Origin of the sequence: Streptomyces sp. NBC_01485 (assembly GCF_036227125.1) — a bacterium.
In the GTDB taxonomy this organism is placed as follows: Bacteria; Actinomycetota; Actinomycetes; order Streptomycetales; family Streptomycetaceae; genus Streptomyces.
In genome coordinates, this window is the sequence record NZ_CP109435.1 from 2,271,941 (window position 1) to 2,297,521 (window position 25,581).

The window sequence follows — 25,581 nt, forward strand, 5'->3', positions numbered from 1 at the left end:
CGAGTCGGCGTGTCGGGTCGAGTCGGCGGATCAGGTCATCGGTGAGCTGTGGTGTCCACGGTACGGGGCGATCCTGGCGAGGTCGGGCCGGTCACGTCTCGGTGAGGTGACGCCCGGCCGGAATCCCGGGTTCTTTATGAACGCAAGGCCGGAAGCGAGGTTGTCCACGGTTGTCCGCCGCGAGGCGATTGTCAGTGGGGCGCGCTTCAATGGGGAGTGTGTCGTCACAGAGCGTGACGGCAGGAGTGCGGCGGGGGGAGCGGGTCTTGGAGAGGTACGTGGAGGACGGACGGCGGTACGTGTCGCTGGCCGGACTGCGGATGCGGGGATGGACGGGCGCGCTGGTGCACCGACTGCTCGGGCCGCCGGACCGGCTCAGCCTCGACCCACGCACGCGGGCCGCACCGCAGGTGCGCCTCTACCGCGTCGAGCGGGTCGAGGCGGCCGAGCGCGGCGAGGAGTTCCTGAAGGGCTGCGCCCCACGGGCCGGCGGACACGAGGAGTCCCCGTGAACAAGGACGTCACCCTCCTCAGAGCCGTCACCCTCCCAGTGCCGTGCCCGCGCCGCCCGTCCACCCCGTCCACCCGGTCCGCCCGGCCCACTTGGTCCGCCCGGTCCGCCCGGTCCGCCGGACACTCCGCGACCCAGCCCGCCGCGCGCCCCGCTACTCGGCCCGCCAGACCCTCCGCTTCGGCACGGGCTTCGCGAAGCTCCCCGCGCGGCTGGTCGTCAGACGCAGCCCCACCAGCGCCTCCGCCAGCTTCACCGCCGCCCCGACTCCGTCGACGACCGGAAGGCCGAGCTTCTCCCCCACCGTCCGCTGGAGTCCCGTCATTCCGGCGCACCCCAGCACCAGCACCTCGGCTCCCGCGTCCCGGGCCCGCTCGGCGGCGGCGAGGAAGGCCGCCTCCGTGCGGTCGGTGTCGCCGAGGTCGAGGACTCCGAGACCGGTGCCGACGACGGCGGCGCAGTTGCGGCCCACCCCGGCCAGTTCCAGGCTGTCCTCGATCTGGCCGCAGGACCGTTCCAGGGTGGTGACGACGCCGTAGCGGCGGCCCAGCAGGCAGGCCAGGTGGGCCGCGGCCTCGGTGATGTCGACGACAGGCACGTCGACCAGCTCCCGTACGCCCTCGCGTCCGTGCTCACCGAAGCCGGCCATGACGACGGCGTCGTAGGGCGGGCCGTCGTAGGTGCGCAGCGTGTCGATGACCGCAGCGGCGGAGAGATAGCTGTCGAGCCAGCCCTCCGCCGACTCGGGTCCCCAGACGGGGGTCAGACCGGTCACGGCGGTGCCCGGGCCAGCCGCGGCCCGGGCACCTCGCACGATCTCCTCGGTCATCTCCCGCGTGGTGTTGCAGTTGGTGACGACGATCCGTACGTCCCGCGCGTTCCGCACGCTTCTCAGACCTCCACGGGCTTCTCGGCGGCGACCTCGGATCCGGCCGTCCGCTCGTCGCGGCACAGCAGCACGTACAGGCCGGCGCCGAGGGCCGTCCCGATGAACCAGGAGTACGGGGCGACGTCGCTGAACGTCTTCACCAGCGCGAGCACCGCCGCGACCGCCGCGGAGGGGAGGAACGCCCACAGGGCCTTGGAGTTGACGCCCTTGCGGTAGTAGTAGCGGGAGCCGGGGGTGGCGTCGAACAGCTCGTTCACGTCGACGCGGCCGCGCTTGACCCAGTAGTAGTCGACCATGATCACGCCGAACAGGGGGCCGAGGAAGGCGCCGAGTCCGCCGAGGAAGTAGTTGACGACGGTCGGGTTGGAGAAGAGGTTCCAGGGGGTGACGACCAGGGCGGCCACCGTGCTGATCATGCCGCCGATCCTGAAGCTGATCTTCTGCGGCCAGACGTTGGCGAGGTCGTACGCCGGCGACACGAAGTTGGCGACGATGTTGACGCCCATGGTGGCGATGGCGAAGGTGAGCGCGCCCAGGATCAGCACCCAGGTGTTGCCGACCTTGGCGACCAGCTCCGCCGGGTCGGTGATGGCCTCGCCGAACACCTCCAGCGAGCCGGCGGTGACGATCACGGAGACGACCACGAACGCCGTCGAGTTGAGCGGCAGCCCCCAGAAGTTGCCGCGGCGGACCGTCTTGTAGTCGGGGGCGAAGCGGGAGAAGTCGCAGAAGTTCAGCATCAGCGTGCCGTAGGTGGCGAGGATCAGGCCGATCGCGCCGAACCACTGCCGCCACTGCTCGCCCACGGAGACGGGGTGCGGGGTGGAGGTGAGCGAGATGGTCCAGCCGGCCTTGGACAGGACCCAGATCGCCAGCGCGATCATCACCAGCCAGATCGCCGGGCCGCAGAAGTCCTGGAACTTGCGCACCGACTCCATGCCCTGGCTGATGATCAGCGCCTGGACCAGCCAGAGCGACAGGAAGGAGATCCAGCCGAGCGCGTCGAGGCCCAGGAAGGAGCTGTGCGTCCAGGACTCCAGGCCCGGCCAGGCCGCCAGCAGCATCACGTTGACGGCGACGGAGGCCAGGTAGGTCTGGATGCCATACCACATGATGGCGATCACGGCGCGGATGAGGGCGGGGATGTTGGCGCCCCAGACGCCGAAGCTGATGCGGCTGACCACCGGGAAGGGGACGCCGTGGCGCTGGCCGATCTTCCCCATCCAGTTCATGCCGATGTAGATGAGCACGAAGCCGACGAGGAGGGAGGTGAAGATCTGCCACACGTTCATGCCGAGGACCAGCAGGCCGGCGGCGAAGGTGTAGTTGCCGAGGTTGTGGACGTCCGACATCCACATGGCGAAGAGGTCGAAGACCTTCCAGTTCCGCTTCTCGGCGGGCACCAGGTCTTCGTTGGCGAGCCGGGGATCGGGGACGAACGCCGGTGCGTCGGTGACTTCGGCTCTGTCGGCGAGGGACACGGGGCCTCCATGGGCGAGGGGACGGAGGAGGACTGCTAGGCCGGGGTCGTTTGGTATACCAAACTCCCGACATGGTCTCGCCGTCAAGCATTCCGACCAATGTCCGTCCCGTTACAGCTCCGTAAAAGCCCCCTCGCATCGGCGAAGATGACCCCATGACGAAGATCGAACCGATCGGAGCGGTGCGCGAGCGCGTCCTGGGGACCCTGCGGCAGGAGATCATCTCGGGCCGGCTGCGTCCCGGCGACCGGCTCGTCGAACGCGAGCTGGCCGATCGGTTCGGCGTCTCCAGGGTGCCGGTCCGGGAGGCCATCCGGGCCCTGGTCGCAGAGGGCTTCGTCCTGTTCGAGACCCCCCGCCGTACGGTCGTCCGGCGACTGAGCCCCACGGACGTGCAGGAACTCTTCGAGCTGCGTGAGGCGTTGGAGGTGTACGCGGCCGGACTGGCCGCCGCCCGCGCGACCCCGGAGGACCTCGCGGAACTGCGGGAACTGCTGGCGAGCGCGGCGAGCGCCACCGAGGCCGGGGACGCCGAGGCGATCACCGCCGTCAACACCCGCTTCCACGACCGCCTTCTCGCCATGGCCGGCAACACCCTGCTGATCTCCGTCATGGAACCGGTCGGCGGCCGCCTGCAATGGCTCACCCGGCGCAACGAGGAATGGCCCCAACTCCTCACCGAACACCAGGACCTCTACGACGCCATCGCCTCCGGCGACCCCGAACGCGCCCGCGCCCACGCCCTGAGCCACGTACAGGCCAACTACCGCTCCACGGTGCGGCACCTTTTCGAGTCCCCGTCAGAATTCTCGTCCGAGTCACCGTCCGCACAGCCGTCCGCACAGCCGTCCGCCTAGACCGGTTTCAGCGCCGTGTCAGCGCCGGGCGTACCCGTCGGTGGCCGCGACCAGCGCCTCCCTCACACCCGGTGCCCCCGCATCGTGCCCGGCCTCGTCCACGACCACCAACTCGCAGTCAGGCCAGGCGTGCTGGAGCCGCCAGACGGTGCCGAGAAGGTTGCCGAAGTCGAGGCTGCCCTGCACGAGGGTGCCGGGGACGCCCTTGAGGAGGTGCGCGTCGCACAACACCGCGCCCTCCCCGTCCAGGAAGTGGCCGTTGCCCCAGTAGTGGGTGACGGTGCGGGCGAAGCCCATCCGGAACACCGGGTCCTCGAACCGCTGGACGGACCGCGGCGGCGCCGGGATCATCGCCGTCTCCCAGTCGGTCCACGCCCGCGCCGCCCGCTTCCGCACCCCGGGATCGGGCGACTCGAGCAGCCTGTTGTACGCGGCCGCCAGGTTGCCGTCCCGCGCCTCGCCCTCCGGCAACCCGGCCAGAAACCGCTCGAACGCCTCCGGGAACACCTTCCCCAACCCCCGGGTCAACAGCTCCACTTCGGCGTCGGACCCCGTCGCGACCCCGGTCAGCACCAGCTCGCTCACCGCCCCGGGATGCGTCTGCGCGTACCGCAACCCCAGCACCGACCCCCACGACACGCCCCACACCAGCCACCTCCCGATCCCCAACCGCCGCCGCAGCAGCTCCAGATCGGCCAGCAGCCGCGCCGTCGTGTTGACGCTCATGTCGGTGCCGTACGCACTCGCATGCGGGGTGGAGCGCCCGCATCCGCGCTGGTCGAGCAGCACGATCCGGTACGCGGCGGGGTCGAACAGCCGCCGGAAGTACGGCGTGCTCCCGGAGCCCGGCCCCCCGTGCAACACCAGCGCGGGCTTGCCCCGCGGGTTCCCGCAGGTCTCCCAGTACACGCGATTGCCGTCCCCGACGTCGAGCATGCCGTGGTCGTACGGTTCGATCTCCGGATACAGGCCCATCGGGGCACCGTACGATCCACACGCCGCCGCCGTCACACGACTTCCTGCCTCTGTGGCCACTGCCGCTGCCACTGCCGCTGCCGCTGCCGCTGCCGATGACTCGACTCACGCCATCCCCGCAGCCGTGCGCAGTACCTCCCGCAGCATCTCGGGGGTGAGCCGACCGGTGAAGGTGTTGCGCTGGCTGACGTGAAAACACCCGAAGACGTCAAGGCCGTGGCCGTCGCCCTGCCCCTGCCCCTGCCCCTGGCCCTGGCCCTGGCCCTGGCCCTGGCCGTCGTCCGGGCCCGCGAGGCGCACCCGCGCCCCGTGCGCGAAGGCGGGCCGCGGCCGGGGCACCGTCCAGCCCGCCTCGGCGAACGCGGGCAGCGCGGCCTGCCAGCCGAACGCGCCGAGCACGACGACCGCGCGCAGCGTCGGCCGCAGCAGCCGCAGTTCCTGCACCAGCCAGGGCCGGCAGGCGTCCCGCTCCCCGGGGGTGGGTTTGTTGGCGGGCGGCGCGCAGTGCACGGGCGAGGTGACGCGCACGCCGTACAGCTCCAGCCCGTCTTCGGCGGAGACGGAAGTGGGCTGCGAGGCGAGCCCCACGTCGTACAACGCCTGGTACAGCACGTCCCCGGAACGGTCGCCGGTGAACATACGGCCCGTACGGTTCCCGCCGTGCGCGGCCGGGGCGAGCCCCACGATCAGCAGCCGGGCGTCGGGCGGCCCGAACCCGGGCACGGGCCGCCCCCAGTACGTCCAGTCGGCGAAGGCCGCCCGCTTGGTACGGGCCACCTCCTCACGCCAGTCCACCAACCGAGGACACACCCCACACCCCGCGACCCGCCGGTCGAGCTCGGCGAGGGCCACGGCGCGGGCGGCGACGGGGGCGGACCCGGAGGGGGCGTCGGAGACGGCCATTTCTCCACCGTACGTTCCCTCGGACCGAGGAGTACGTTGCAAGGAGGAGCGGTGATCGGGATGCGTACGGGCAGTGAGCCGACGACAGCGCGCAGTGCGCTGAGGATGCGTCTGTGGCTGTCCCTGTGGGGACTGGCCTGGGCGATCTTCGGGACGGCCGCGTTCGCTCTCGTGGGGCGCCCGGGGTGGGCGGCGGCGTGCGGGGTGCTGTGGCTGGTGGTCACCGTCGATCTGACGATGATCGTCAGGCACCTCCGGCAGGGCCCCCACTATCAACCGGGCCGCGACATACCGCCGTACCGGCCGGCTGAGCACCGCCACCCCTGACGAGCACCGTCACCGTCCGGGGGTCGTCCTCAGGTCTCGAAGCGGGCCGCCTTCAGGTACTCCGGGTTGGGGTCCAGTGCCGCGGCCAGCCGGAAGTGGCGCTTGGCCTGGTCGCCGCGGCCCTGCCGCTCGTAGGTGCGGGCGAGCGCGAAGTGCGCGAACGCGTTGTCCGGCTCCCGCTCCAGGACGATGGTGAACTCCAGCTCGGCAGGCCGTAGTTGCGCGGCGGCGAAGAAGGCACGCGCGCGCAGCAGCCGGGCGGCGGTGTTCTCGGGGTGCGCGGCGATGACTCCGTCGAGCAGCTTCACCGCGCCCCGCGGGTCCCGTGCGGCGAGCAGTTGCTCGGCGGCACGGAAGTCGATGACATGTGTCTCCGGAGTACGTCCGGTCGAACCTGCGGTATCGGGCACGGAAAAATCCTTCCCTTGCTCGGAGGGTTCAACGCACGGAGCGCGGGCCGCTATTCCGGGGAGGTCTCGCGCGCCGCGTGCCCCTTGCGCACGAGGCCGTCCCACACGTCCCGCACGCGCTGTCGCAGTTCTGCCAGCGGTACGTCGTTGTCGATCACGATGTCCGCGATCTCCCGGCGCTGCTCGCGCGTCGCCTGGGCGGCCATCCGCGCGCGTGCGTCCTTCTCGGTCATGCCGCGCAGTCGGACAAGCCGGTCGAGCTGCGTGTCGGGGGCGGCGTCGACGACGACCACGGCGTCGTACAGGGCGGCGAGGCCGTTCTCGGTGAGGAGGGGGACGTCGTGGACGACGACGGCGTCCTCGGGGGCGCTCGCCTCCAGGTCGCGGGAGCGGGCGCCGACGAGGGGGTGCACGATCGAGTTGAGGAGCGCCAGTTTCCCGGGGTCGGCGAAGACGATCGAGCCCAGCCGGGGGCGGTCGAGGCTGCCGTCCGGGCCGAGCACGCCCTCGCCGAAGGCGTCGACGACCGCCGCGAGCCCCGGAGTTCCGGGCGCGACGACCTCACGCGCGATGCGGTCCGCGTCGATGAGTACGGCCCCGCACTCGACGAGCAGCCGCGACACCTCACTCTTGCCGGCGCCGATCCCGCCGGTCAGGCCCACCTTCAGCATGAGCGGAAGCTTAGGGCCTGCCGGTGACAACGCACCCGGCAGGCCCTGCGGGCCGCGCCTTCGGGCTGCTCAGCCCTCGCCCTCCCGCTCCGCGAGGAACCGCTCGAATTCCAGCCCGATCTCGTCGGCCGACGGAATGTCGACGGGCTCGGCGAGCATGTTGCCGCGGGTCTCGGCGCCGGCGGCGGCGTCGTACTGGTGCTCCAGGCCCTGGACGAGGGAGACGAGCTCGTCGTCGCCCTCCTGGATCTGGCGCTCGATCTCGGTCTGCGTACGGTGCGCGTCCGTGCGCAGGGCGTGGGCGATGCCCGGCAGGACCAGACCGGTCGCCGCCGTGATCGCCTCCAGGACGGTCAGCGCCGCGTCCGGGTACGTCGAACGGGCGATGTAGTGCGGGACATGCGCGGCGACGCCCAGAATGTCGTGGCCGGCCTCCATGAGGCGGTACTCGACGAGCGACTCGGCGCTGCCGGGGACCTGCGCCTCGTCGAACGGGCTGCGGTGGCCCGGCATGAGGTCGGTGCGGTTGCCGTGCGGGGTGAGGCCGACGGGGCGGGTGTGCGGGACACCCATGGGGATGCCGTGGAAGTTCACCGACAGGCGTACGCCGAGCCGCTCCACGATCTGCTTGACGGCGACGGCGAAGCGCTCCCACTCGACGTCCGGCTCGGGGCCGGACAGCAGCAGGAAGGGCGCGCCGGTGGTGTCCTGCACGAGCCGCACCTCGATGGCCGGCTCCTCGTACTCGGCCCACCGGTCGCGCTTGAACGTCAGCAGCGGGCGGCGGGCTCGGTAGTCCACGAGCCGGTCGTGGTCGAAGCGGGCGACGAGTTGGTGGGGCAGCGAGTCGAGGAGCCGGTCGACGATCTGCTCGCCGGTCTCGCCCGCGTCGATGTATCCGTCGAAGTGGTAGAGCATGACAAGTCCGGCCGACTCCTGCGCCAGCGCCATGTCGACGACTGCCAGGCCCTTCGGCTCCCATGCGTACAAACCCTGCGGATCAAGCACTTGGACCGCTCCCCTCATGTTCCTACTGCACAACGCACATGACGCCGCAGGCATTCCCGTTTCCGGCAACCATGATCACCCAACCCGACCAGGGCACCTTCTTAAGGGACGTCAGGTCCAACTCCCCCAGGGGCGCGGGGAACTGCGCGACCAACCCCCACCGACCCGCACCCGACCAACAACCCCCGCTCAACGGCAACACTGAGGGCCCGCACCTGAAAGGTGCGGGCCCTCAACTACCGGCTAAGCCTCAGCGGCAGCGTTCAGCTCTGGCCACCGGCCAGCTTCTCGCGCAGCGCGGCAAGCGCCTCGTCCGAAGCCAGGGCACCGGAGGTGTCCGCACCCTCGGAGGAGTACGAACCGCCGCCGCCACCAGTGGACGCGGCCGGAGCCGCACCCGCCGCGTCGCCGCCTTCGGCGGCAGCGGCCTCGTCGGCCTCGCGGGACTTGATGACCTGGGCCTGGTGCTGCTCGAAGCGCGTCTGCGCCTCGGCGTACTGGCCCTCCCACGCCTCGCGCTGGGTCTCGTAGCCCTCGAGCCAGTCGTTGGTCTCGGGGTCGAAGCCCTCGGGGTAGATGTAGTTGCCCTGGTCGTCGTAGGACGCGGCCATGCCGTACAGGGTCGGGTCGAACTCGACCGAGGCCGGGTCGGCACCGAAGGACTCGTTGGCCTGCTTCAGCGAGAGGCTGATGCGGCGGCGCTCGAGGTCGATGTCGATGACCTTGACGAAGATCTCGTCGTTGACCTGGACGACCTGCTCCGGGATCTCCACGTGGCGCTCGGCCAGCTCGGAGATGTGGACCAGACCCTCGATGCCCTCGTCCACGCGGACGAACGCACCGAACGGGACCAGCTTCGTGACCTTGCCGGGCACGACCTGGCCGATCTGGTGGGTCCGGGCGAACTGCTGCCACGGGTCTTCCTGGGTCGCCTTCAGCGACAGGGAGACACGCTCGCGGTCCATGTCGACGTCGAGGACCTCGACCGTGACCTCCTGGCCGACCTCGACGACCTCGGAGGGGTGGTCGATGTGCTTCCAGGACAGCTCGGAGACGTGGACCAGACCGTCGACGCCACCCAGGTCCACGAAGGCACCGAAGTTGACGATCGAGGAGACCACGCCGGAGCGGACCTGACCCTTCTGGAGGGTCGTGAGGAACGTCTGGCGGACCTCGGACTGGGTCTGCTCCAGCCAGGCACGGCGGGACAGGACCACGTTGTTGCGGTTCTTGTCCAGCTCGATGATCTTGGCCTCGAGCTCCTTGCCCACGTAGGGCTGGAGGTCGCGGACACGGCGCATCTCGACGAGAGAAGCCGGCAGGAAGCCTCGAAGGCCGATGTCGAGGATGAGTCCACCCTTGACGACCTCGATGACGGTACCGGTGACGATGCCGTCTTCTTCCTTGATCTTCTCGATCGTGCCCCAGGCACGCTCGTACTGAGCGCGCTTCTTGGACAGGATGAGACGGCCTTCCTTGTCCTCCTTCTGGAGAACAAGGGCCTCGATCTCGTCGCCCACGGCGACGACGTCGTTCGGGTCGACGTCGTGCTTGATGGAGAGCTCGCGGCTCGGGATGACGCCTTCGGTCTTGTAACCGATGTCGAGCAGGACCTCGTCCCGGTCGACCTTCACGATGACGCCGTCGACGATGTCGCCGTCGTTGAAGTACTTGATGGTCGCGTCGATCGCGGCGAGGAAAGCTTCCTCGTTACCGATGTCGTTGACCGCTACCTGCGGTGTGGTAGAGGTGGTCTCGGTGCTGCTCGTCATGTGGGAAAGGGCTCCGGTTACGGACAGAAAGTCGTAGGTACTGCTACGCCGGGAGCCCGTTATCGCTCTGAAGAAGGCCGGACAGCTTAGGAAGCACCCCACCAGGATGGTGTGGCGCCTCGAGAACCGAGGGGACAAACAACAGATGCGAGCGCAGCCTGCTAGGTCTGAGGTGCGCAGGCCCGCAGCGCAACTTGTAGCATACGGGGGCAGCCGGGCAGGGTCAATGCGCGAAGGCGCACACCCGGGGCGGATCACCGCATACCCGGCACACAACCTTTCTCCCGAGGCCGCAAAGGCCGCAGGAAGCCCCTCCGAAACACCTCGGTGACACCTCGGTGGCACCGTCGGGCGGGTTGGACGGAAGAGCCGCAGACTAATACGAGGGAGCCGATCATCCAAGAGCCCGCATCGTCCGACGAGCCGGCCCTCGGGCCGGAAGCCACCCGACGTGATGCCGACGTCGCCGAGAGTTCCCGGGCCAACCGGGGCTGGTGGGACCGCAACGCGGACGAATACCAGATCGAGCACGGCACCTTCCTCGGCGACGACCGTTTCGTGTGGGGTCCCGAGGGCCTGGACGAGGTGGAGGCCGAGCTGCTCGGCCCGCCGGAGGAACTGAAGGGCAAGGCGGTCCTGGAGATCGGCGCCGGCGCGGCCCAGTGCGCGCGCTGGCTGGCCGCGCAGGGCGCGCGTCCGGTCGCCCTGGACCTCTCCCACCGCCAGCTCCAGCACGCGCTGCGGATCGGCGGCGCGTTCCCCCTGGTGTGCGCCGACGCGGGCGCGCTGCCCTTCGCGGACGGCTCCTTCGACCTGGCCTGCTCGGCGTACGGGGCGCTGCCCTTCGTGGCCGATCCGGTGCTGGTCCTGAGGGAGGTGCGGCGGGTGCTGCGCCCGGGCGGCCGTTTCGTGTTCTCGGTGACCCACCCGATCCGCTGGGCGTTCCCGGACGAGCCGGGTCCCGAGGGCCTGTCGGTGTCCTCCTCGTACTTCGACCGCACCCCTTACGTCGAGCAGGACGACGAGGGCCGCGCGGTGTACGTGGAGCACCACCGGACGCTCGGCGACCGGGTCCGCGACATCGTGGCGGGCGGTTTCCGGCTGGTGGACCTGGTCGAGCCGGAGTGGCCGGCCTGGAACTCCTCGGAGTGGGGCGGCTGGTCCCCGCTGCGCGGGAACCTCATCCCGGGGACGGCCGTCTTCGTCTGCGAGCGGGACTAGGGCAGGACCAGGGCAGGACGTGAGCAGGGGACCAGGGAACAGTCCCTGGTCCCCTGCTCGCTTCCTCAAGTTCTCGCGCACGAATGTTCTCGCGCACGCGCGCGTGGGGCGTGTTTTCGGAGGCGTACGACACTAGGGGCGTGATCCCCCGTTACGACGCTCTCGACGTGCTGCCCGTGCGGGCCGCCCTGCCCGCTCTGAACGACGCGCTGGACGGGCACGGCGCCGCCGTCCTCGCCGCGCCGCCCGGCACCGGGAAGACGACGCTGGTGCCGCTCGCGCTGGCCGGGCTGCTGGGCGAGGGGCCCGCGCGGCGGGTGGTGGTGGCGGAGCCGCGGCGGATCGCGGCGCGGGCGGCGGCCCGGCGGATGGCGTGGCTGCTGGGCGAGAAGGCCGGGGAGAGCGTCGGGTACACCGTGCGCGGGGAGCGGGTCGTGGGGCGCCGCACGCGCGTGGAGGTCGTCACGACCGGTGTGCTGTTGCAGCGTCTCCAGCGCGACCAGGAGCTGGCGGGCGTCGACGTGGTGGTGCTGGACGAGTGCCATGAGCGGCATCTCGACGCGGACACCTCGGCCGCCTTCCTGTGGGACGTGCGCGAGACGCTGCGGCCCGAGCTGCGGCTGGTGGCCGCGTCGGCGACGACGGACACGGCCGGGTGGGCGCGGCTGCTGGGCGGGGCGCCGGTGGTGGAGGCCCGGGGCCCCGCCTTCGACGTCGAGGTGGTCTGGGCGCCGCCGGCCCGTGCCGTGCGGCCGCCGCACGGGATGCGGGTGGATCCCGTGCTGCTGACCCATGTGGCGTCGGTGGTGCGGCGGGCGCTGGCCGAGCGGTCGGGGGACGTGCTGTGTTTCCTGCCGGGTGTCGGGGAGATCGCGCGGGTCGCGGGGCAGCTCGGGGAACTGGGCGGGGTGGATGTGCTCCAGGTGCACGGGCGGGCTCCGGCGGCCGTGCAGGACGCGGTGCTGGCGCCCGCCGCGCGGCGCCGGGTGGTGCTCGCGACCTCCGTGGCGGAGTCCTCGCTGACCGTGCCCGGGGTGCGGGTGGTCGTCGACTCGGGGCTGGCCCGGGAGCCGCGGGTGGACCACGCGCGCGGGCTGAGCGCGCTCGCGACGGTGCGGGCCTCGCAGGCGGCGGGACGGCAGCGGGCGGGGCGGGCCGGGCGGGAGGCGCCGGGTGCGGTGTACCGGTGCTGGGCGGAGGCGGAGGATGCCCGTCTGGTGCCGTTCCCGGCTCCGGAGATCAAGGTGGCCGACCTGACCGCGTTCGCCCTCCAGGCGGCCTGCTGGGGCGATCCGGACGCCTCCGGACTGGCGTTGCTGGATCCGCCGCCGGGCGGGGCGATGGCGGCGGCTCGGTCGCTGCTGACGGCGATCGGCGCGGTGGACTCCGCCGGTCGGGCCACGGGACGGGGGGCGCGGCTGGCTCGGCTGGGGCTGCACCCCCGGCTGGGGCGGGCATTGCTGGACGGGGCCGCGCTGGTGGGGGTGGAGCGGGCCGTCGAGGTGGTCGCGCTGCTCAGCGAGGAGGCTCCGCGGGAGTACGGCGATGATCTGGCCGCCGCTCTGCGCAGTGCCCGGCGTGGGGGTGACGCCTACGGCGCGCGGTGGCGGGCGGAGGTTCGGCGGCTGCGGGCCGTCGTCTCCACGGACAAGTCCGACGCTCCCCCCAGTGGCTCCCTGCCGGTGGCCGTGGACGGCGAAGGCCTCGTGGGTCTCGTCGTCGCCCTCGCCTTCCCCGAGCGGATCGCGAGGCTCGACGGTGGTTCCTACCTCATGGTCTCCGGGACGCGGGCCGAGGTCCGGGAGGGCACCGGGCTGCGCGGTGCGCCCTGGCTCGCGGTCGCCGTCGCCGACCGGCCCGTCGGGAAGGGGCACGCGCGTGTGCAGCTCGCGGCGGTCGTGGACGAGGAGGTCGCCCGGCTCGCCGCCGGTGTGCTGCGCGACGAGCGCGACGAGGTGCACTGGGCCGACGGGGACGTCGTCGCGCGGCGCGTCGAGCGGCTGGGGGCCGTGGAGCTGGCGGTGCGGCCGCTGCGGGACGCCGACGCCGTCCTCGTACGCGGTGCGCTGCTCGAAGGGCTGGAGAGGGACGGGCTGGGGTTGCTGCGGTGGTCGCCCGAGGCGGGCGGGCTGCGGCAGCGGCTGGCCTTTGTGCGGCTGCGTCTCGGGGAGCCGTGGCCCGACGTCGGTGACGCGTCGCTCCACGCGCGCGTGGACGAGTGGCTGGAGCCCGAGCTGAGCCGCGCCCGGCGGCGGAGCGACCTCGGGCGGATCGATGCCGGGCAGGCGCTGGGGCGGCTGTTGCCCTGGCCCTCCGGGGAGGCGGGCCGGCTGGACGAGCTGGCGCCGGAGCGGATCACCGTCCCGAGTGGGTCCAGGATCCGGATCGACTACGCCGACCCGCAGCAGCCGGTTCTCGCGGTGAAGTTGCAGGAGATGTTCGGGTTGCAGGAGTCGCCGCGGGTGGCGGGGGTGCCGTTGCTCGTGCATCTGCTCTCGCCCGCCGGGCGGCCCGCGGCCGTCACCGCCGACCTCGCCTCCTTCTGGAAGGACGGCTACCAGGGGGTACGGGCGGAGTTGCGCGGCCGGTATCCGAAGCACCCCTGGCCCGAGGACCCGGCCGGCGCCGAGCCGACCCGGTACACCAACGCGCGGCTCAGGCGCTGACCGGCTGCGGCTGGGCGGGTTCGGTGGGGGCGTCCGGCCGTGCCGGGCGGCGGGCGCGGGCCTCCAGGTAGAGGGAGAGGGACAGCAGCAGGGCGCCCAGCAGGAGGAAGCCCCAGGGCAGGTAGGACGTCAGGAGCAGGACCAGGGTGCGGTTGGACTCGACCACGGACAGGGTGTGCTCGATGTAGTCCTCACGCATCTTCACGTGCCCGGCGAACGCGGTGACCTTCGCGCGGCCGCCGAGCAGGGATCCGCCGCGCAGTTCCTCCTGGTGGATCTCCTCGCCGTAGACGGGCGCTCCGGTGACCGGTTCGACCCAGAACTTGCGGACCGTGGTGTACCAGCGGGTGGTGCCGGTCTTGGCGACGGTCTCGGGGGTGATGCCGGCGACGGGCATCGTCCTGGGCAGGGCGACCTCGGTCCAGGGGACGGTCTGCTCGAAGTAGTAGACCTTGAGGCCGCGGAAGCTCTGGGTGCCCTTGTAGTGGATGGGGGCGCTGGTGCGGGTCTGCGCGTCGAAGTACTCGTAGTCCCGTTTCTGCGTCAGGAACGGCCACTTGAACTCGATGCCCGTCCGCCGGACCGGGTCGCCGTCGACCATCTCGCCGGTGGCGTGCACGGGTTCCTGGGTGTGGGCGTCGAAGATGTAGCGCTCGGGGACCTTGGAGACCATCTTGCCGTCGGGGCCCTGGACGTAGGACAGGCCGTCCCACACGACGACGTCCCGGCCGGCCGTCTTCTCGATCTTCTCGGAGGCGGCCACGTCACCCTTGAGGGTCTGCACGATGGTGACCTTGGGGACCGTGCGGGCGGTCATGGTGCCGTAGTCGAGGAGGGTGGCGTTCTTCGCCTCCAGGACCATGGTCTGGTACTCGTTCGCGGGGATCTTGGCCAGGCGCGGGAAGGCGTACCAGCGCAGCAGCGGGGACAGCGCCGCGCAGAACACGGCGAGGGCGAGCAGGATCAGGCCGGCCTTGCGGCGCATCTCGGCCTCCTTCGCGAGCGGACCGGGCGGACCGGGCCGACTGGACGGACCGGGCGGTCACGGGTGTGCGGGAACCGTCGTCAGCAGGGGCTTCGGGGAGGTCTTGCCGGTCGGTGCGCCCAGCGCGGTGAGCGTGAGGACCAGGGCGACCGCGACGGCGAGGCCGGTCGCGGCGGCGATCAGGGCACGCATACGGGCCTCCCGTAGCTGACAGGTCGTCAGGTGCGGCACGGTAGCAACGCGCGGGCGAGATGAGAACACGTCGCACAACACGACGGCGGCGCCCCTCCGGGAGGAAGGGGCGCCGCGGTCGTCGTCGTAAGGGTTACGGGGTGGGCGTCGCCGACTCCGACTCGCCGGGCGTGGGGCTCGGCGACGAGGACTCGGAGCCGGAGCCGGGGTCCGAGGCGGCCGCCGTGACGGTCAGTTCGAGCGTCAGGGTCGCGCCGCCCGTGGTGGTGATGCGGAGCAGGTAGGTGCCGGCGGTGGCGTCCGCGTACAGCTTGGGCAGTTGCAGCAGGCCGTTCGCGTCCGTCTGCAGGGCCAGGGTGCGGACGGGGTCGCCGGTCGCGGCGTCCTTGAAGTAGGGGCCCTTGTCGTTCGTGGTCGGGTCGTCGGCCGACTTGATCAGGGTGGCGGTGGCCGCGACCTTGTCCGCGACGGCGCCCTTGTACGTGGCCTTCACCTCGACCTGGTCGGCGAACTCGCCGCCCACGGTGCAGGTCAGCGCGGTCTGGCCGGTGCGGGCGAGCGTGTCGGCGGCGCGGGCGGTGACGGTGGCCGCGTAGTCGAGGGGGGTGAGCGCGCGGCCGAGGACCGTGGCGCGGACGGTGAAGGCACCGGTCTTCTCGCCCGCCACGAGTGCGGGCGCGAGCGCGACGCCCTTGGCGTCGGTGGAGATCAAGGCGACGGTCTCGCCGCCGGTGAAGGCGGCGTCGGTGTCGCCGACGATGCTGAAGCGGATCCTGACCTTGGCGACGGACTTGCCGGCCGCCGTCTCCGCGCGGGCGCTGATCCGGTCGGTGTACGTGTCGCCCGCCATGGCGGTGACGCTCGCCGTGCCCGCGGCCTCGAGGTGGTCGACCGTCTCGGTCGGCGTGGGGGCCGGCTTCGGGGGGGTCGGCTTGTCGGGCGGGCTCGGCACGCTCGGCACCGACGGCTTGGTGGGCTTCGTAGGCTTGCCAGGGGTGCTGGGCGTGGCGGGCGTCCACGGGGTGGACGGCGTAGTGGGCGTGGTGCTCGTGCCGTCGTCGCTGCGGTTGCCCGGGACGGAACCGGTGCCGTCGGCGACCTCGTGCGTGCCCTTGCGGTAGTACTCCAGCCACGACAGGACGGTGTTGAGGTAGTCCGTCGAGTTGTTGTAGCTGAGGATCGCGCTGCGCATCCCGGACGTCGTCGACATGTCCCAGTCGTAGCGGCACAGGTAGTGGCCGGCGGCGAGCGCGGCGTCGTAGATGTTGTTGGGGTCCTTCTTGCCGTCGGCGTTGCCGTCGCGGCCCGCCCAGGCCCAGGTGGACGGGATGAACTGCATGGGGCCGACGGCGCGGTCGTGGGTGCTGTCGCCGTCGTAGGCGCCGTTGTCGGTGTCGCTGATGTTGGCGAAGCCCACGCCGTTGAGGACCGGGCCGAGGATCGGCGACACGGTCGTGCCGTCCGCGCTGACGTCGCCGCCGCGGGCCTGGCCCGACTCGACCTTGCCGATGGCGGCGAGGAGCTGCCAGGGCAGTTTGCAGCCCGGCTTGGACTGCGCCAGTTCCGTCTCGGCCTTCTTGTAGGCGTCCAGGACGGTCGCGGGTATGCCGGCCTCGGCGGTGCCGGTGGCGGCCGGGGTGGTGGCGGAGCTCGCGCTCGGGGCGGGGTTCGGGCTGTTCAGCGGCGGCAGGTCCGTGTAGTACGGCGAGTTGCCGGTGGCGCTGTCACCCGTTCCGGTGCTTGGGTCGGCGGACGGGGTGTCGGCGGCGGTCTGTCTGCCGTGGCCGTCGGCCGTGACGTCCGGTGCCTGGGACGCGGCGAGAGCCGCGACCGCCAGTGCGGCCACGGTCGTGTTGACCGCTCCCTTGCGCAGTCTCGTGCCGAAATGCGCCGACATGAAGTGAAATCCTCCCGTGGACGCCGAACGCCCGTCTCTACGTCTGCACCCAGCCGTTACCGCTGATGTCGCTGTTACCGCTGATTGCCGTTGCCACTGTTGTGACGGTCAACCCGCCCCGAAGGTTGCACTCGTGGGCGGTTTGCGTCGTTCCGTTCCCTTGTGCTAAGCGCTTTCCGGGGCACGGTGGCCCAGGCGACCCTACGACAACTTCTTTTGCACCGGCACCCGTTCGGGCGCCGTTTTCACGGGCCGGTCACGTGCCGTTCGGCCGGGAACCATGCCCGGCACACTGGACGTCGTCGATCACCGGGCCGGCCGGCCCGCCAACATCCGCCCCTGGGAGCCCCGTTGCCGTTCACCCTGAGTCACGCCGCGGCCGTGCTGCCCGCCGTGCGCGCCGACGGAACCGGCCGCGGACCACTGGTGCCGGCCGTTCTCGTCGCGGGTTCGTTCGCTCCCGACATGACCTATTACGCGGCGAGTGTCCTGTCCGGGGCCATGGAGTTCGGCGACGTCACCCACTCCTTCGCCGGTGTGTTCACGGTCGACGTGCTCGTCGCCTGGGCGCTGGTGGGGCTGTGGCTGCTGGTGCGCGAGCCGCTGGTGGCGCTGCTGCCGCGGACCCGGCAGGGCCGGACGGCCGCCCTGACCCGCTGCGGAGCGCCACGCGCGCGTGTACGGCCGTCCGTAGTCCTGTGGTGGTACGTCTCGGCGGCGCTCGGCGCGCTGACGCACGTGGTGTGGGACGCGTTCACGCACCTCGACCGCTGGGGCATGCGGCTGTTCCCCGTCCTCGGCGAGCGGATCGCCGGCTCACCGCTGTACTGGTATCTGCAGTACGGCGGTTCGGCCGTGGCCGCGGTCGTGATCGCCGCGTTCCTGGCGTACGCGCTGCGCCGGGTGCCCGCCGGTGAGCCGCTGGGGGTCCCTGCGCTGTCGGCACGGGACCGGTGGTGGGCCGGTGCCGTGATCGGCGGCTGTGCGCTGGTCGCGGCGGTACGGCGGGCGACGCGGTGGTGGGGCTACTGGGGCGCGCGGGAGGCGAAGCCGTGGGAGCTCGTCCCGACGCTGTGCTTCGGGGCGGGCGCGGGGCTGGTGCTCGGGCTGCTGCTGTACGCCGTCGGCGTACGGCTGTGGCGTCCGGCCCGCCCGGCCGCCCGGGGTGTGTCCGCCGGGCGGCCGCAGCCGGAGGAGGTCAGCGGGGAGCGGAGCCGTCCGGGCGTTCGGTGAGGCGTGTCACGCTCGCGACGGAGACGGGGACGACCGGGAGGGCGGGGACGACCGGGAGGACGCGGATACGGCGGGCGGTACGGATACGGGGTCGGGGGAGCCGGCGGAGGGCGCCGAGGGCGAGGGCCAGGTAGCCGCGCACCGCCTCGGTCCACAGGCGCCAGGTGTCGCCCCGGAACACGAGCCGGAGAACGAACCGGGGGACGAGGTGGCCCAGCCGGGCGGCGACCGTACGGAAGAGCGTGCGGAGGGCCGTACGGAGGGCCGTGACAGGGCGGCTTCCCGGGATGCGGGGTGTGGCGGCGCCGGGTGCGAGGGCTGGGCGCGGTCGCGTCCAGGGAGCCGTGCCGGGGGCGAGCTGCGTGAGCGCGGTCGCCGTGGCGTGAACGCGTGCGGTGGCCGTCCGGCGGTGGTGCATGCGTATACCCATGGCGGCATCCTGGCGGGCGGGGCCGGGCAGAGGCCTGTTCTCGGGGGCCACGCGGGTGAGGGCCCTTCGGGGGATGACCGGGGGTGACGGACAACCCGGCGGAGGGGGCGGCTCATCTCGGGGTGCGGCGAGACACGCGAAGGGGGCCCTGCCGTTCCCGACAGGGCCCCCTTTCAGCAGGCCTGAGACACCACTTCCAGTAGGCCTGAAGTATCACGTCCAGCAGACCTGAGGATCACTTCCAGCAGACCTGAGGTGTCACTGTCAGCAGGCCTGAGGTGTCACTCCCGTCCCGCCGCCGGAGGCTAGTGCGCCGCCGACTCCCAGTCCGCGCCGTCGCCGACCGAGACGCCGAGCGGGACGTTGAGGTCGACGGCGGCGGCCATCTCGCGGCGGACCAGTTCCTCGACCGCCGCGCGCTCGCCGGGGGCGATCTCCAGGACGATTTCGTCGTGGACCTGGAGCAGCATGCGGGACTTGAGGTCCGCCGCGCGCAGTGCCTCGTCCACCTTCAGCATGGCGATCTTGACGATGTCGGCCGCCGTGCCCTGGATCGGCGCGTTCAGGGCCATGCGCTCGGCCGCCTCGCGGCGCTGGCGGTTGTCGCTGTTGAGGTCGGGCAGGTGGCGGCGGCGGCCGAACAGGGTCGCCGTGTAGCCCGTCGCCCGTGCCTCGTCGACCGCGCGGCGCAGGTAGTCCCGTACGCCGCCGAAGCGCTCGAAGTAGGCGTCCATCAGGGCACGGGCCTCGCCCGCGTCGATGTTCAGCTGCGCGGAGAGGCCGAACGCCGACAAGCCGTACGCCAGGCCGTAGGACATGGCCTTGATCTTGCGGCGCATCTCCGCGTCCACCGCGGACGGTTCGACGCCGAACACCTGGGAGGCGGCCGTGGTGTGCAGGTCCTCGCCGGAGGTGAACGCCTCGATGAGGCCCGCGTCCTCCGACAGGTGGGCCATCACGCGCAGTTCGATCTGGCTGTAGTCGGCCGTCATCAGGGACTCGAAGCCCTCGCCGACGACGAAGCCGCGGCGGATCGCCCGGCCCTCGTCCGTGCGGACGGGGATGTTCTGCAGGTTCGGGTCCGTGGACGACAGGCGGCCGGTGGCGGCGACCGTCTGGTTGAAGGTGGTGTGGATACGGCCGTCCGCGGCGATCGTCTTGATCAGGCCCTCGACCGTGACGCGGAGCTTCGCCTGCTCTCGGTGGCGGAGCATGACGACCGGCAGTTCGTTGTCGGTCTGGCCGGCGAGCCAGGCCAGGGCGTCGGCGTCGGTGGTGTAGCCGGTCTTGGTCTTCTTCGTCTTCGGCAGGCCCAGTTCGCCGAAGAGGACCTCCTGGAGCTGCTTGGGCGAGCCCAGGTTGAACTCGTGCCCGGCCGCCGCGTGCGCCTCCTTCACGGCCTGCTGGACGGCGCCCGCGAACATCTGCTCCATGGCCTCCAGGTGGGCGCGGTCGGCCGCGATGCCGTGCCGCTCCATACGGGCCAGGAGGGCGGAGGTGGGCAGCTCCATGTCGCGCAGCAGGTCGGCCGCGCCGACCTCCTCGAGACGGCCCCGGAAGGCCTCGCCGAGGTCGACGATCGTACGGGCCTGCACCATGAGGGCCTCGGCCTCGGCGCCGTCGTCCGCGCCGAAGGCGAGCTGGCCGTCGGCCGCGGCGGCCGGGGCCAGTTCACGGCCCAGGTACTCCAGGGACAGCGCGTCCAGGTCGAAGGAACGGCGGCCCGGCTTGACCAGGTAGGCGGCCAGCGCCGTGTCCATGGCGATGCCGGCGACGGACCAGCCGTGCTCGGCGAAGACGCGCATGGCGCCCTTGGCGTTGTGCAGGACCTTGGGGCGGTCCTCGGCGGCGAGCCAGGCCGCCCACGCGTTCTCGTCGGACTCGTCCAGCTCGGCCGGGTCGAACCAGGCGGCCGCTCCCTCGGCGGCGGCGAGCGCGACCTCGGCGACCGAGCCGGCGCCCAGCGCCCAGGTGTCGACGGTGGCGACGCCGAGGGTCCCGCCGCCGTGCCCGGCGAGCCAGCCGGCCAGCTCGCCGGTGCCCAGCACCGTGCCGTCCAGCTCCACGCCGCCGGTGGCCACCGGGGTCTGTTCGGCCTCCTCGGCGCCCGGGTCGACGGCGAGGAGCCGCTCGCGCAGCGAGGGGTTGCGGATCTCCAGGGTGTCCAGGACCATCGCGACGGCCGTGCGGTCGTAAGGCGCGCGCTCCAGGTCGGTGACCGCCTTGGGCAGTTCGACGTCCTTGACCATCTCGGTGAGGCGGCGGTTGAGCTTGACCGCCTCCAGGTGGTCGCGCAGGTTCTGCCCGGCCTTGCCCTTGACCTCCTCGACGCGCTCGACGAGGTCCGCGAACGAACCGAACTGGTTGATCCACTTCGCGGCCGTCTTCTCACCGACGCCGGGGATGCCCGGGAGGTTGTCGGACGGGTCGCCGCGCAGGGCCGCGAAGTCGGGGTACTGGGCGGGCGTCAACCCGTACTTCTCGACGACCTTCTCCGGGGTGAAGCGGGTCAGCTCGGAGACGCCCTTCGTCGGATACAGCACCGTGGTGTGGTCGCTGACCAGTTGGAAGGAGTCGCGGTCGCCGGTGACGATCAGCACGTCGAAGCCGGCGGCCTCGGCCTGGGTGGCGAGCGTGGCGATGACGTCGTCGGCCTCGAAGCCGTCGATCGCGAACCGTGAGACGTGCATCGCGTCGAGCAGCTCGCCGATCAGCTCGACCTGCCCCTTGAACTCGTCGGGCGTCTTGGAGCGGTTCGCCTTGTACTCGGTGAACTCCTCGGAGCGCCAGGTCTTGCGGGAGACGTCGAAGGCGACCGCGAAGTGCGTGGGCGCTTCGTCACGCAGGGTGTTGGCCAGCATCGACGCGAAGCCGTAGATCGCGTTGGTCGGCTGGCCCGTCGCGGTGGTGAAGTTCTCCGCGGGCAGCGCGAAGAACGCGCGGTAGGCCAGCGAGTGCCCGTCCATGAGCATCAGGCGCGGGCGGCTCTCGCCGGAAGGGCTGTCGGTCTTCTTCGCTGCTGTCTCTGCCACGCCCCCGATCCTGCCACGCCCCACTGACACTCGGTCCCGGCCGCCGCCCGTCGGGCCCGGACCGGGCCCGTACGGGAGCGCTGTCAGTGCCTCGTGCGAGGATCGAGGGGATGTGACACAGGTGAGCGAACGCAGAAGGAGAGCGCGCGATGGCAACGAAGCCGCCCAAGGCCGATCCGGTCCAGGACGCGCCGCAGGTCGCCGCGCCGAAGCACGCGGCGGCGGGCCTGCCGGCCGTCGGGCACTCCCTGCGCATCGCCCAGCAGCAGATGGGCGTCAAGCGCACCGCGCTGACGCTGCTGCGGGTGAACCAGAAGGACGGCTTCGACTGCCCGGGCTGCGCCTGGCCGGAGCCGGAGCACCGGCACGCCGCCGAGTTCTGCGAGAACGGCGCGAAGGCGGTCGCCGAGGAGGCGACGCTGCGCCGGGTCACCCCGGAGTTCTTCGCCGCGCACCCCGTCGCCGACCTCGCCGGCCGCAGCGGCTACTGGCTGGGCCAGCAGGGGCGGCTCACGCACCCCATGTACCTGCCCGAGGGCGGCGAGCGCTACGAGCCGGTCACCTGGGAGCGCGCCTTCGGCATCATCGCCGAGGAGACGGCCGCCCTCGCCTCCCCCGACGAGGCCGTCTTCTACACCTCGGGCCGCACCAGTAACGAGGCCGCGTTCCTCTACCAGCTCTTCGCGCGCGAGCTGGGCACCAACAACCTGCCGGACTGCTCCAACATGTGCCACGAGTCGTCCGGCTCGGCCCTGTCGGAGACCATCGGCATCGGCAAGGGCAGCGTCCTGCTGGAGGACCTCTACCGGGCCGACCTGATCATCGTCGCCGGGCAGAACCCGGGCACCAACCACCCCCGGATGCTCTCCGCCCTGGAGAAGGCCAAGGCGGGCGGCGCGAAGATCATCAGCGTCAACCCGCTGCCCGAGGCGGGCCTGGAGAAGTTCAAGAACCCGCAGACCCCGCAGGGCATGTTCAAGGGCGCGGCCCTCACCGACCTGTTCCTGCAGATCCGCATCGGCGGCGACCAGGCCCTCTTCCGTCTCCTCAACAAGCTCGTCCTCGAGACGGACGGCGCGCTCGACGAGGCGTTCATCGGCGAGCACACCCACGGCTTCGAGGAGTTCGCCGAGGCCGCCCGCGCCGCCGACTGGGACGAGACGCTCACCGCGACCGGCCTCACGCGCGCGGAGATCGAGGAAACCCTGCGCATGGTCCTCGCCTCCGAGCGCACCATCGTCTGCTGGGCGATGGGCCTCACCCAGCACAAGCACTCCGTGCCGACCATCCGCGAGGTCGTCAACTTCCTGCTGCTGCGCGGCAACATCGGCCGCCCCGGCGCGGGCGTCTGCCCGGTACGCGGCCACTCGAACGTGCAGGGCGACCGCACCATGGGCATCTTCGAGCGCCCCGCCCCGGCCTTCCTGGACGCCCTGGAGAAGGAGTTCGGCTTCGCGCCCCCGCGCGAGCACGGCTTCGACGTCGTCCGGGCCATCCGCGCGCTGCGCGACGGCGAGGCGAAGCTGTTCTTCGCCATGGGCGGCAACTTCGTGTCGGCCTCCCCCGACACCGACGTCACCGAGGCGGCGATGCGGCGCGCCCGGCTGACGGTGCACGTGTCGACGAAGCTCAACCGCTCACACGTCGTCACGGGCGCACGCGCCCTCATCCTGCCGACCCTGGGCCGCACCGAGCGCGACCTCCAGGGCGGCGGCGAGCAGTTCGTGACCGTCGAGGACTCCATGGGCATGGTGCACGCCTCCCGCGGCCGCCTCGCGCCCGCGAGCGCGCACCTGCTGTCCGAGCCGGCCATCGTCTGCCGCCTCGCCCGCAGCGTCCTCGGCGAGGACAGCAAGGTGCCGTGGGAGGAGTTCGAGAAGGACTACGCGACGATCCGGGACCGCATCGCGCGCGTGATCCCCGGCTTCGAGGACTTCAACGCGCGCGTGGCCCGCCCGGAAGGCTTCACGCTCCCGCACGCCCCGCGCGACGAGCGCCGCTTCCCCACGGCCACCGGCAAGGCCAACTTCACCGCCGCACCCGTCGAGTACCCGAAGCTGCCCGAGGGCCGCCTGCTGCTGCAGACGCTGCGCTCGCACGACCAGTACAACACCACGATCTACGGCCTCGACGACCGCTACCGGGGCATCAGGAACGGCCGCCGGGTCGTCCTGGTCAACGCCGACGACGCGCGCGCGTTCGGGCTCGCGGAGGGGTCGTACGTGGACCTGGTGAGCGAGTGGAAGGACGGCGTGGAGCGGCGGGCGCCCGGCTTCCGGGTCGTGCTCTACCCGACGCCCCGGGGCTGCGCGGCCGCCTACTACCCGGAGACCAACGTCCTGATACCGCTGGACGCCACCGCCGACACCAGCAACACCCCGGCCAGCAAGTCCGTCGTGGTCCGTCTGGAACAATCGTCGACCGACTGAGCGTTTGCTCAGTGACGCTGGACTGTGATCGACGAACGGAGCCGGACCCCATGGGCGAGCAGCAGCACGTGAAGTTCCCGCAAGAGGTCATCGACGAGTACGCCGTGCTCGGCATCGACATCGCGGCCCTGTTCTCCGCCGGGCACCTCGGCACGCGCATGGGCGTGGAGATCGTCGAGGCCGCCGCGGACCGGGTCGTCGGCACCATGCCGGTCGAGGGCAACACCCAGCCCTACGGACTGCTGCACGGCGGCGCCTCCGCGGTCCTCGCCGAGACCCTCGGCTCGGTCGGCGCCATGCTGCACGCCGGCAGCACCAAGCTGGCCGTCGGCGTCGACCTGAACTGCACGCACCACCGAGGCGTGAGTTCCGGCCTGGTCACCGGCGTGGCCACGCCCGTGCACCGGGGGCGCTCCACGGCGACGTACGAGATCGTGATCAGTGACGCCGAGGGGCGGCGGGTGTGCACCGCGCGGCTGACCTGTCTGCTGCGCGACGCCCCCTCGGCGGGCTGACGGCCCTCGGGAACACCGCACGGTCCGCACCCGTTGCCGCCTGCCGCCCCGGCGGCCTAGCGTCGGAGCATGGCAACGGGAGGCACCCCAGAGGCGAGGACGGCGGCACGGCTGCTCGGACCGGCCCTGCCGGCGGGCGCGCCGGCGACCGGCTGCGGCGAAGACCGCCCCCACGCCTCCCCCGCACCGCCCGGCACCCCGTCCGCATCCGCCGCCGCCCCCGAGGAGTTGTGCACCCGGATCGTCGCCCACTGGTCGCGCGAGGTGCTGGACGGCGACACCTACGGCGACTACCAGTCAATGGGGCTGTCCAACAGGCAGTACGAGATCCTGCGGACCGTCGTGGACGCCGCACGGGCCGCGGAGAAGACCCAAGGGGCCGACGCCGCAGCCGAGTTGATCGACCGGCGGGCCCGCGACGACTGCGCCGCCCGGTACCGCTCCGGCGACCCCGGCGAAGGCGCCTGGCGGTGAGCGGCATCGGCCCCGTGGAGCCCGGCGAGGGCACCCACCCCGGCACCTGGGACGCCCCCGCACCCACCGTCCCGCCCGGCCCCCGGCCCAACTCCCGCCCGCTCGCCCGCCGTTACGCCACCCACCGCCGTCCCGTACTCGCCGCCCTCACCGCCGCGCTGCTCCTCGCGGGCGGCGGCTACCTGTACGCGACCCGGCCCCACAGTGCCCAACCGGCCCCGCCCGCACCGCCGTTCCCGTCCGCACCGCCCTTCCCGTCCCAGGTGGTGGACGTCAGCTACCTCGGCGAGGTCGCCGTACCGCCCGGCACCCCGCCGCGCACCTTCGCCTTCGAGATACTGCTCGGCGTGACCGCGGGACCGCCCGTCACCGTGACCCGGGTGAGCCAGCCGTACGCCGGGCTGTCCCTGACCTCGGCCCCGGCGGCGCCTTTCCGGACCACGGCGGGTTCCGTCCGCAAGATCGTGATCACCATGCATGTGACGGAATGCGGGAAAGTGCCGGGGAACGCCGGACTCCCTTTCCTGGACGTAACTCTACGTAATGCGCGCGCAATAAGGGTCCACAGTTTCATCCTGGGAACGCCCTATGCGCAGGACCTCTCCGCAGCCCTGGAAGTCGCCTGCGGCAACGATTTCCGTCATCACCAAAACGCCTGAGACACCTGAACACATCCGGGTTCGTCCTGCGCGTTCTCACCATG

The 25,581-nt window shown here is 71.8% G+C and carries 23 protein-coding genes; 10 read left to right on the forward strand and 13 right to left on the reverse strand.

The genetic code is table 11. The features are described from left to right. The first annotated feature begins 266 nt into the window (after positions 1 to 266). Complete coding sequence (locus tag OG352_RS10510) at positions 267 to 512, forward strand: hypothetical protein (protein ID WP_329216240.1); 246 nt, start codon at positions 267 to 269, stop codon at positions 510 to 512. Positions 513 to 665: 153 nt separating this feature from the next. Here the strand turns inward: OG352_RS10510 and OG352_RS10515 are convergent, their stop codons facing one another. Together OG352_RS10515 and OG352_RS10520 are read right to left on the reverse strand one after the other, a co-directional pair. Then, positions 666 to 1,397: an aspartate/glutamate racemase family protein gene (locus OG352_RS10515; protein WP_329216241.1), complete on the reverse strand. Its 732-nt coding sequence runs from the start codon at positions 1,395 to 1,397 to the stop codon at positions 666 to 668. 5 nt (positions 1,398 to 1,402) lie between these two features. Then, a complete protein-coding gene (locus tag OG352_RS10520) occupies positions 1,403 to 2,881 on the reverse strand; it encodes an NCS1 family nucleobase:cation symporter-1 (protein ID WP_329216242.1) in 1,479 nt (492 codons plus the stop codon). Positions 2,882 to 3,036: 155 nt separating this feature from the next. Here OG352_RS10520 and OG352_RS10525 point away from each other — a divergent pair, with 155 nt between their 5' ends. Next, positions 3,037 to 3,738 (forward strand): GntR family transcriptional regulator, encoded by a 702-nt coding sequence (locus OG352_RS10525; RefSeq protein WP_329216244.1) that lies wholly within the window; start codon positions 3,037 to 3,039, stop codon positions 3,736 to 3,738. Between the two features lie 18 nt (positions 3,739 to 3,756). Here the strand turns inward: OG352_RS10525 and pip are convergent, their stop codons facing one another. Further along, positions 3,757 to 4,713 (reverse strand): prolyl aminopeptidase, encoded by a 957-nt coding sequence (gene pip / locus OG352_RS10530; RefSeq protein WP_329216246.1) that lies wholly within the window; start codon positions 4,711 to 4,713, stop codon positions 3,757 to 3,759. Positions 4,714 to 4,818: 105 nt separating this feature from the next. Continuing rightward, positions 4,819 to 5,616, reverse strand: coding sequence for a uracil-DNA glycosylase (locus OG352_RS10535; RefSeq protein WP_329216248.1), 798 nt, complete (start codon positions 5,614 to 5,616; stop codon positions 4,819 to 4,821). 60 nt (positions 5,617 to 5,676) lie between these two features. Here OG352_RS10535 and OG352_RS10540 point away from each other — a divergent pair, with 60 nt between their 5' ends. Beyond that, positions 5,677 to 5,943, forward strand: coding sequence for a DUF6343 family protein (locus OG352_RS10540; RefSeq protein WP_329223782.1), 267 nt, complete (start codon positions 5,677 to 5,679; stop codon positions 5,941 to 5,943). A gap of 29 nt (positions 5,944 to 5,972) precedes the next feature. Here the strand turns inward: OG352_RS10540 and OG352_RS10545 are convergent, their stop codons facing one another. From OG352_RS10545 to rpsA, 4 genes are all read right to left on the reverse strand, one after another. Next, a complete protein-coding gene (locus OG352_RS10545; protein WP_093773458.1) occupies positions 5,973 to 6,353 on the reverse strand; it encodes a tetratricopeptide repeat protein in 381 nt (126 codons plus the stop codon). Positions 6,354 to 6,403: 50 nt separating this feature from the next. Further along, entirely contained in the window at positions 6,404 to 7,024 is a 621-nt protein-coding gene (coaE, locus tag OG352_RS10550; protein ID WP_329216250.1) for a dephospho-CoA kinase, read from the reverse strand. Between the two features lie 69 nt (positions 7,025 to 7,093). Next, a complete protein-coding gene (locus OG352_RS10555; RefSeq protein WP_329216251.1) occupies positions 7,094 to 8,032 on the reverse strand; it encodes a PAC2 family protein in 939 nt (312 codons plus the stop codon). A 263-nt stretch (positions 8,033 to 8,295) separates the two neighbouring features. Continuing rightward, the gene (gene rpsA, locus OG352_RS10560) at positions 8,296 to 9,804 is read right to left on the reverse strand and encodes a 30S ribosomal protein S1 (protein ID WP_329216252.1); all 1,509 of its coding nucleotides are present in this window, start codon (positions 9,802 to 9,804) and stop codon (positions 8,296 to 8,298) included. Between the two features lie 396 nt (positions 9,805 to 10,200). Here rpsA and OG352_RS10565 point away from each other — a divergent pair, with 396 nt between their 5' ends. Further along, the gene (locus OG352_RS10565) at positions 10,201 to 11,025 is read left to right on the forward strand and encodes a class I SAM-dependent methyltransferase (RefSeq protein WP_443072475.1); all 825 of its coding nucleotides are present in this window, start codon (positions 10,201 to 10,203) and stop codon (positions 11,023 to 11,025) included. A 143-nt stretch (positions 11,026 to 11,168) separates the two neighbouring features. Further along, positions 11,169 to 13,691 (forward strand): ATP-dependent helicase HrpB, encoded by a 2,523-nt coding sequence (gene hrpB / locus OG352_RS10570; protein WP_329223784.1) that lies wholly within the window; start codon positions 11,169 to 11,171, stop codon positions 13,689 to 13,691. On the opposite strand, the gene OG352_RS10575 is transcribed toward hrpB, so the two are convergent. The 3 genes from OG352_RS10575 to OG352_RS10585 all read right to left on the reverse strand — a co-directional run bounded on the left by OG352_RS10575 (position 13,681) and on the right by OG352_RS10585 (position 16,765). Further along, positions 13,681 to 14,676, reverse strand: coding sequence for a DUF3068 domain-containing protein (locus tag OG352_RS10575; RefSeq protein WP_329216254.1), 996 nt, complete (start codon positions 14,674 to 14,676; stop codon positions 13,681 to 13,683). The two genes, hrpB and OG352_RS10575, sit on opposite strands and share 11 nt — an antisense overlap. 57 nt (positions 14,677 to 14,733) lie before the next feature. Next, on the reverse strand, positions 14,734 to 14,868 hold the full coding sequence (locus OG352_RS10580) for an SPW_0924 family protein (RefSeq protein WP_329216256.1): 135 nt from the start codon (positions 14,866 to 14,868) through the stop codon (positions 14,734 to 14,736). A gap of 133 nt (positions 14,869 to 15,001) precedes the next feature. Continuing rightward, the gene (locus tag OG352_RS10585; protein ID WP_329216258.1) at positions 15,002 to 16,765 is read right to left on the reverse strand and encodes a lytic transglycosylase domain-containing protein; all 1,764 of its coding nucleotides are present in this window, start codon (positions 16,763 to 16,765) and stop codon (positions 15,002 to 15,004) included. A gap of 351 nt (positions 16,766 to 17,116) precedes the next feature. Here OG352_RS10585 and OG352_RS10590 point away from each other — a divergent pair, with 351 nt between their 5' ends. Beyond that, a complete protein-coding gene (locus OG352_RS10590; protein ID WP_329216260.1) occupies positions 17,117 to 17,998 on the forward strand; it encodes a DUF4184 family protein in 882 nt (293 codons plus the stop codon). Here the strand turns inward: OG352_RS10590 and OG352_RS10595 are convergent. Then, positions 17,964 to 18,428: a hypothetical protein gene (locus OG352_RS10595; protein WP_329216261.1), complete on the reverse strand. Its 465-nt coding sequence runs from the start codon at positions 18,426 to 18,428 to the stop codon at positions 17,964 to 17,966. The genes OG352_RS10590 and OG352_RS10595 overlap by 35 nt on opposite strands. 305 nt (positions 18,429 to 18,733) lie before the next feature. Beyond that, positions 18,734 to 21,460, reverse strand: a complete 2,727-nt coding sequence (gene polA / locus OG352_RS10600; RefSeq protein ID WP_329216263.1) for a DNA polymerase I — start codon at positions 21,458 to 21,460, stop codon at positions 18,734 to 18,736. 149 nt (positions 21,461 to 21,609) lie between these two features. On the opposite strand from polA, the gene OG352_RS10605 reads away from it, so the two are divergent. The 4 genes from OG352_RS10605 to OG352_RS10620 all read left to right on the forward strand — a co-directional run bounded on the left by OG352_RS10605 (position 21,610) and on the right by OG352_RS10620 (position 25,537). Further along, positions 21,610 to 23,889 (forward strand): FdhF/YdeP family oxidoreductase, encoded by a 2,280-nt coding sequence (locus OG352_RS10605; RefSeq protein ID WP_329216265.1) that lies wholly within the window; start codon positions 21,610 to 21,612, stop codon positions 23,887 to 23,889. 50 nt (positions 23,890 to 23,939) lie between these two features. Beyond that, positions 23,940 to 24,404, forward strand: a complete 465-nt coding sequence (locus OG352_RS10610; RefSeq protein ID WP_329216267.1) for a hotdog fold thioesterase — start codon at positions 23,940 to 23,942, stop codon at positions 24,402 to 24,404. Between the two features lie 69 nt (positions 24,405 to 24,473). Further along, the gene (locus tag OG352_RS10615) at positions 24,474 to 24,878 is read left to right on the forward strand and encodes a hypothetical protein (RefSeq protein ID WP_329216269.1); all 405 of its coding nucleotides are present in this window, start codon (positions 24,474 to 24,476) and stop codon (positions 24,876 to 24,878) included. Then, the gene (locus OG352_RS10620; protein ID WP_329216270.1) at positions 24,875 to 25,537 is read left to right on the forward strand and encodes a Tat pathway signal sequence domain protein; all 663 of its coding nucleotides are present in this window, start codon (positions 24,875 to 24,877) and stop codon (positions 25,535 to 25,537) included. Before OG352_RS10615 ends, OG352_RS10620 begins: the two co-directional genes overlap by 4 nt. Positions 25,538 to 25,581 lie beyond the last annotated feature (44 nt).

Excerpts from the sequence above, each read along its gene's own strand:
- OG352_RS10525 (WP_329216244.1), top strand. The coding sequence starts at position 3,037 with ATGACGAAGATCGAACCGATCGGAGCGGTGCGCGAGCGCGTCCTGGGG.
- pip (WP_329216246.1), bottom strand. The coding sequence starts at position 4,713 with ATGGGCCTGTATCCGGAGATCGAACCGTACGACCACGGCATGCTCGAC.
- OG352_RS10535 (WP_329216248.1), bottom strand. The coding sequence starts at position 5,616 with ATGGCCGTCTCCGACGCCCCCTCCGGGTCCGCCCCCGTCGCCGCCCGC.
- OG352_RS10540 (WP_329223782.1), top strand. The coding sequence starts at position 5,677 with ATGCGTACGGGCAGTGAGCCGACGACAGCGCGCAGTGCGCTGAGGATG.
- coaE (WP_329216250.1), bottom strand. The coding sequence starts at position 7,024 with ATGCTGAAGGTGGGCCTGACCGGCGGGATCGGCGCCGGCAAGAGTGAG.
- rpsA (WP_329216252.1), bottom strand. The coding sequence starts at position 9,804 with ATGACGAGCAGCACCGAGACCACCTCTACCACACCGCAGGTAGCGGTC.
- OG352_RS10575 (WP_329216254.1), bottom strand. The coding sequence starts at position 14,676 with ATGCGCCGCAAGGCCGGCCTGATCCTGCTCGCCCTCGCCGTGTTCTGC.
- OG352_RS10580 (WP_329216256.1), bottom strand. The coding sequence starts at position 14,868 with ATGCGTGCCCTGATCGCCGCCGCGACCGGCCTCGCCGTCGCGGTCGCC.
- OG352_RS10585 (WP_329216258.1), bottom strand. The coding sequence starts at position 16,765 with ATGTCGGCGCATTTCGGCACGAGACTGCGCAAGGGAGCGGTCAACACG.
- OG352_RS10595 (WP_329216261.1), bottom strand. The coding sequence starts at position 18,428 with ATGGGTATACGCATGCACCACCGCCGGACGGCCACCGCACGCGTTCAC.
- OG352_RS10605 (WP_329216265.1), top strand. The coding sequence starts at position 21,610 with ATGGCAACGAAGCCGCCCAAGGCCGATCCGGTCCAGGACGCGCCGCAG.
- OG352_RS10610 (WP_329216267.1), top strand. The coding sequence starts at position 23,940 with ATGGGCGAGCAGCAGCACGTGAAGTTCCCGCAAGAGGTCATCGACGAG.
- OG352_RS10615 (WP_329216269.1), top strand. The coding sequence starts at position 24,474 with ATGGCAACGGGAGGCACCCCAGAGGCGAGGACGGCGGCACGGCTGCTC.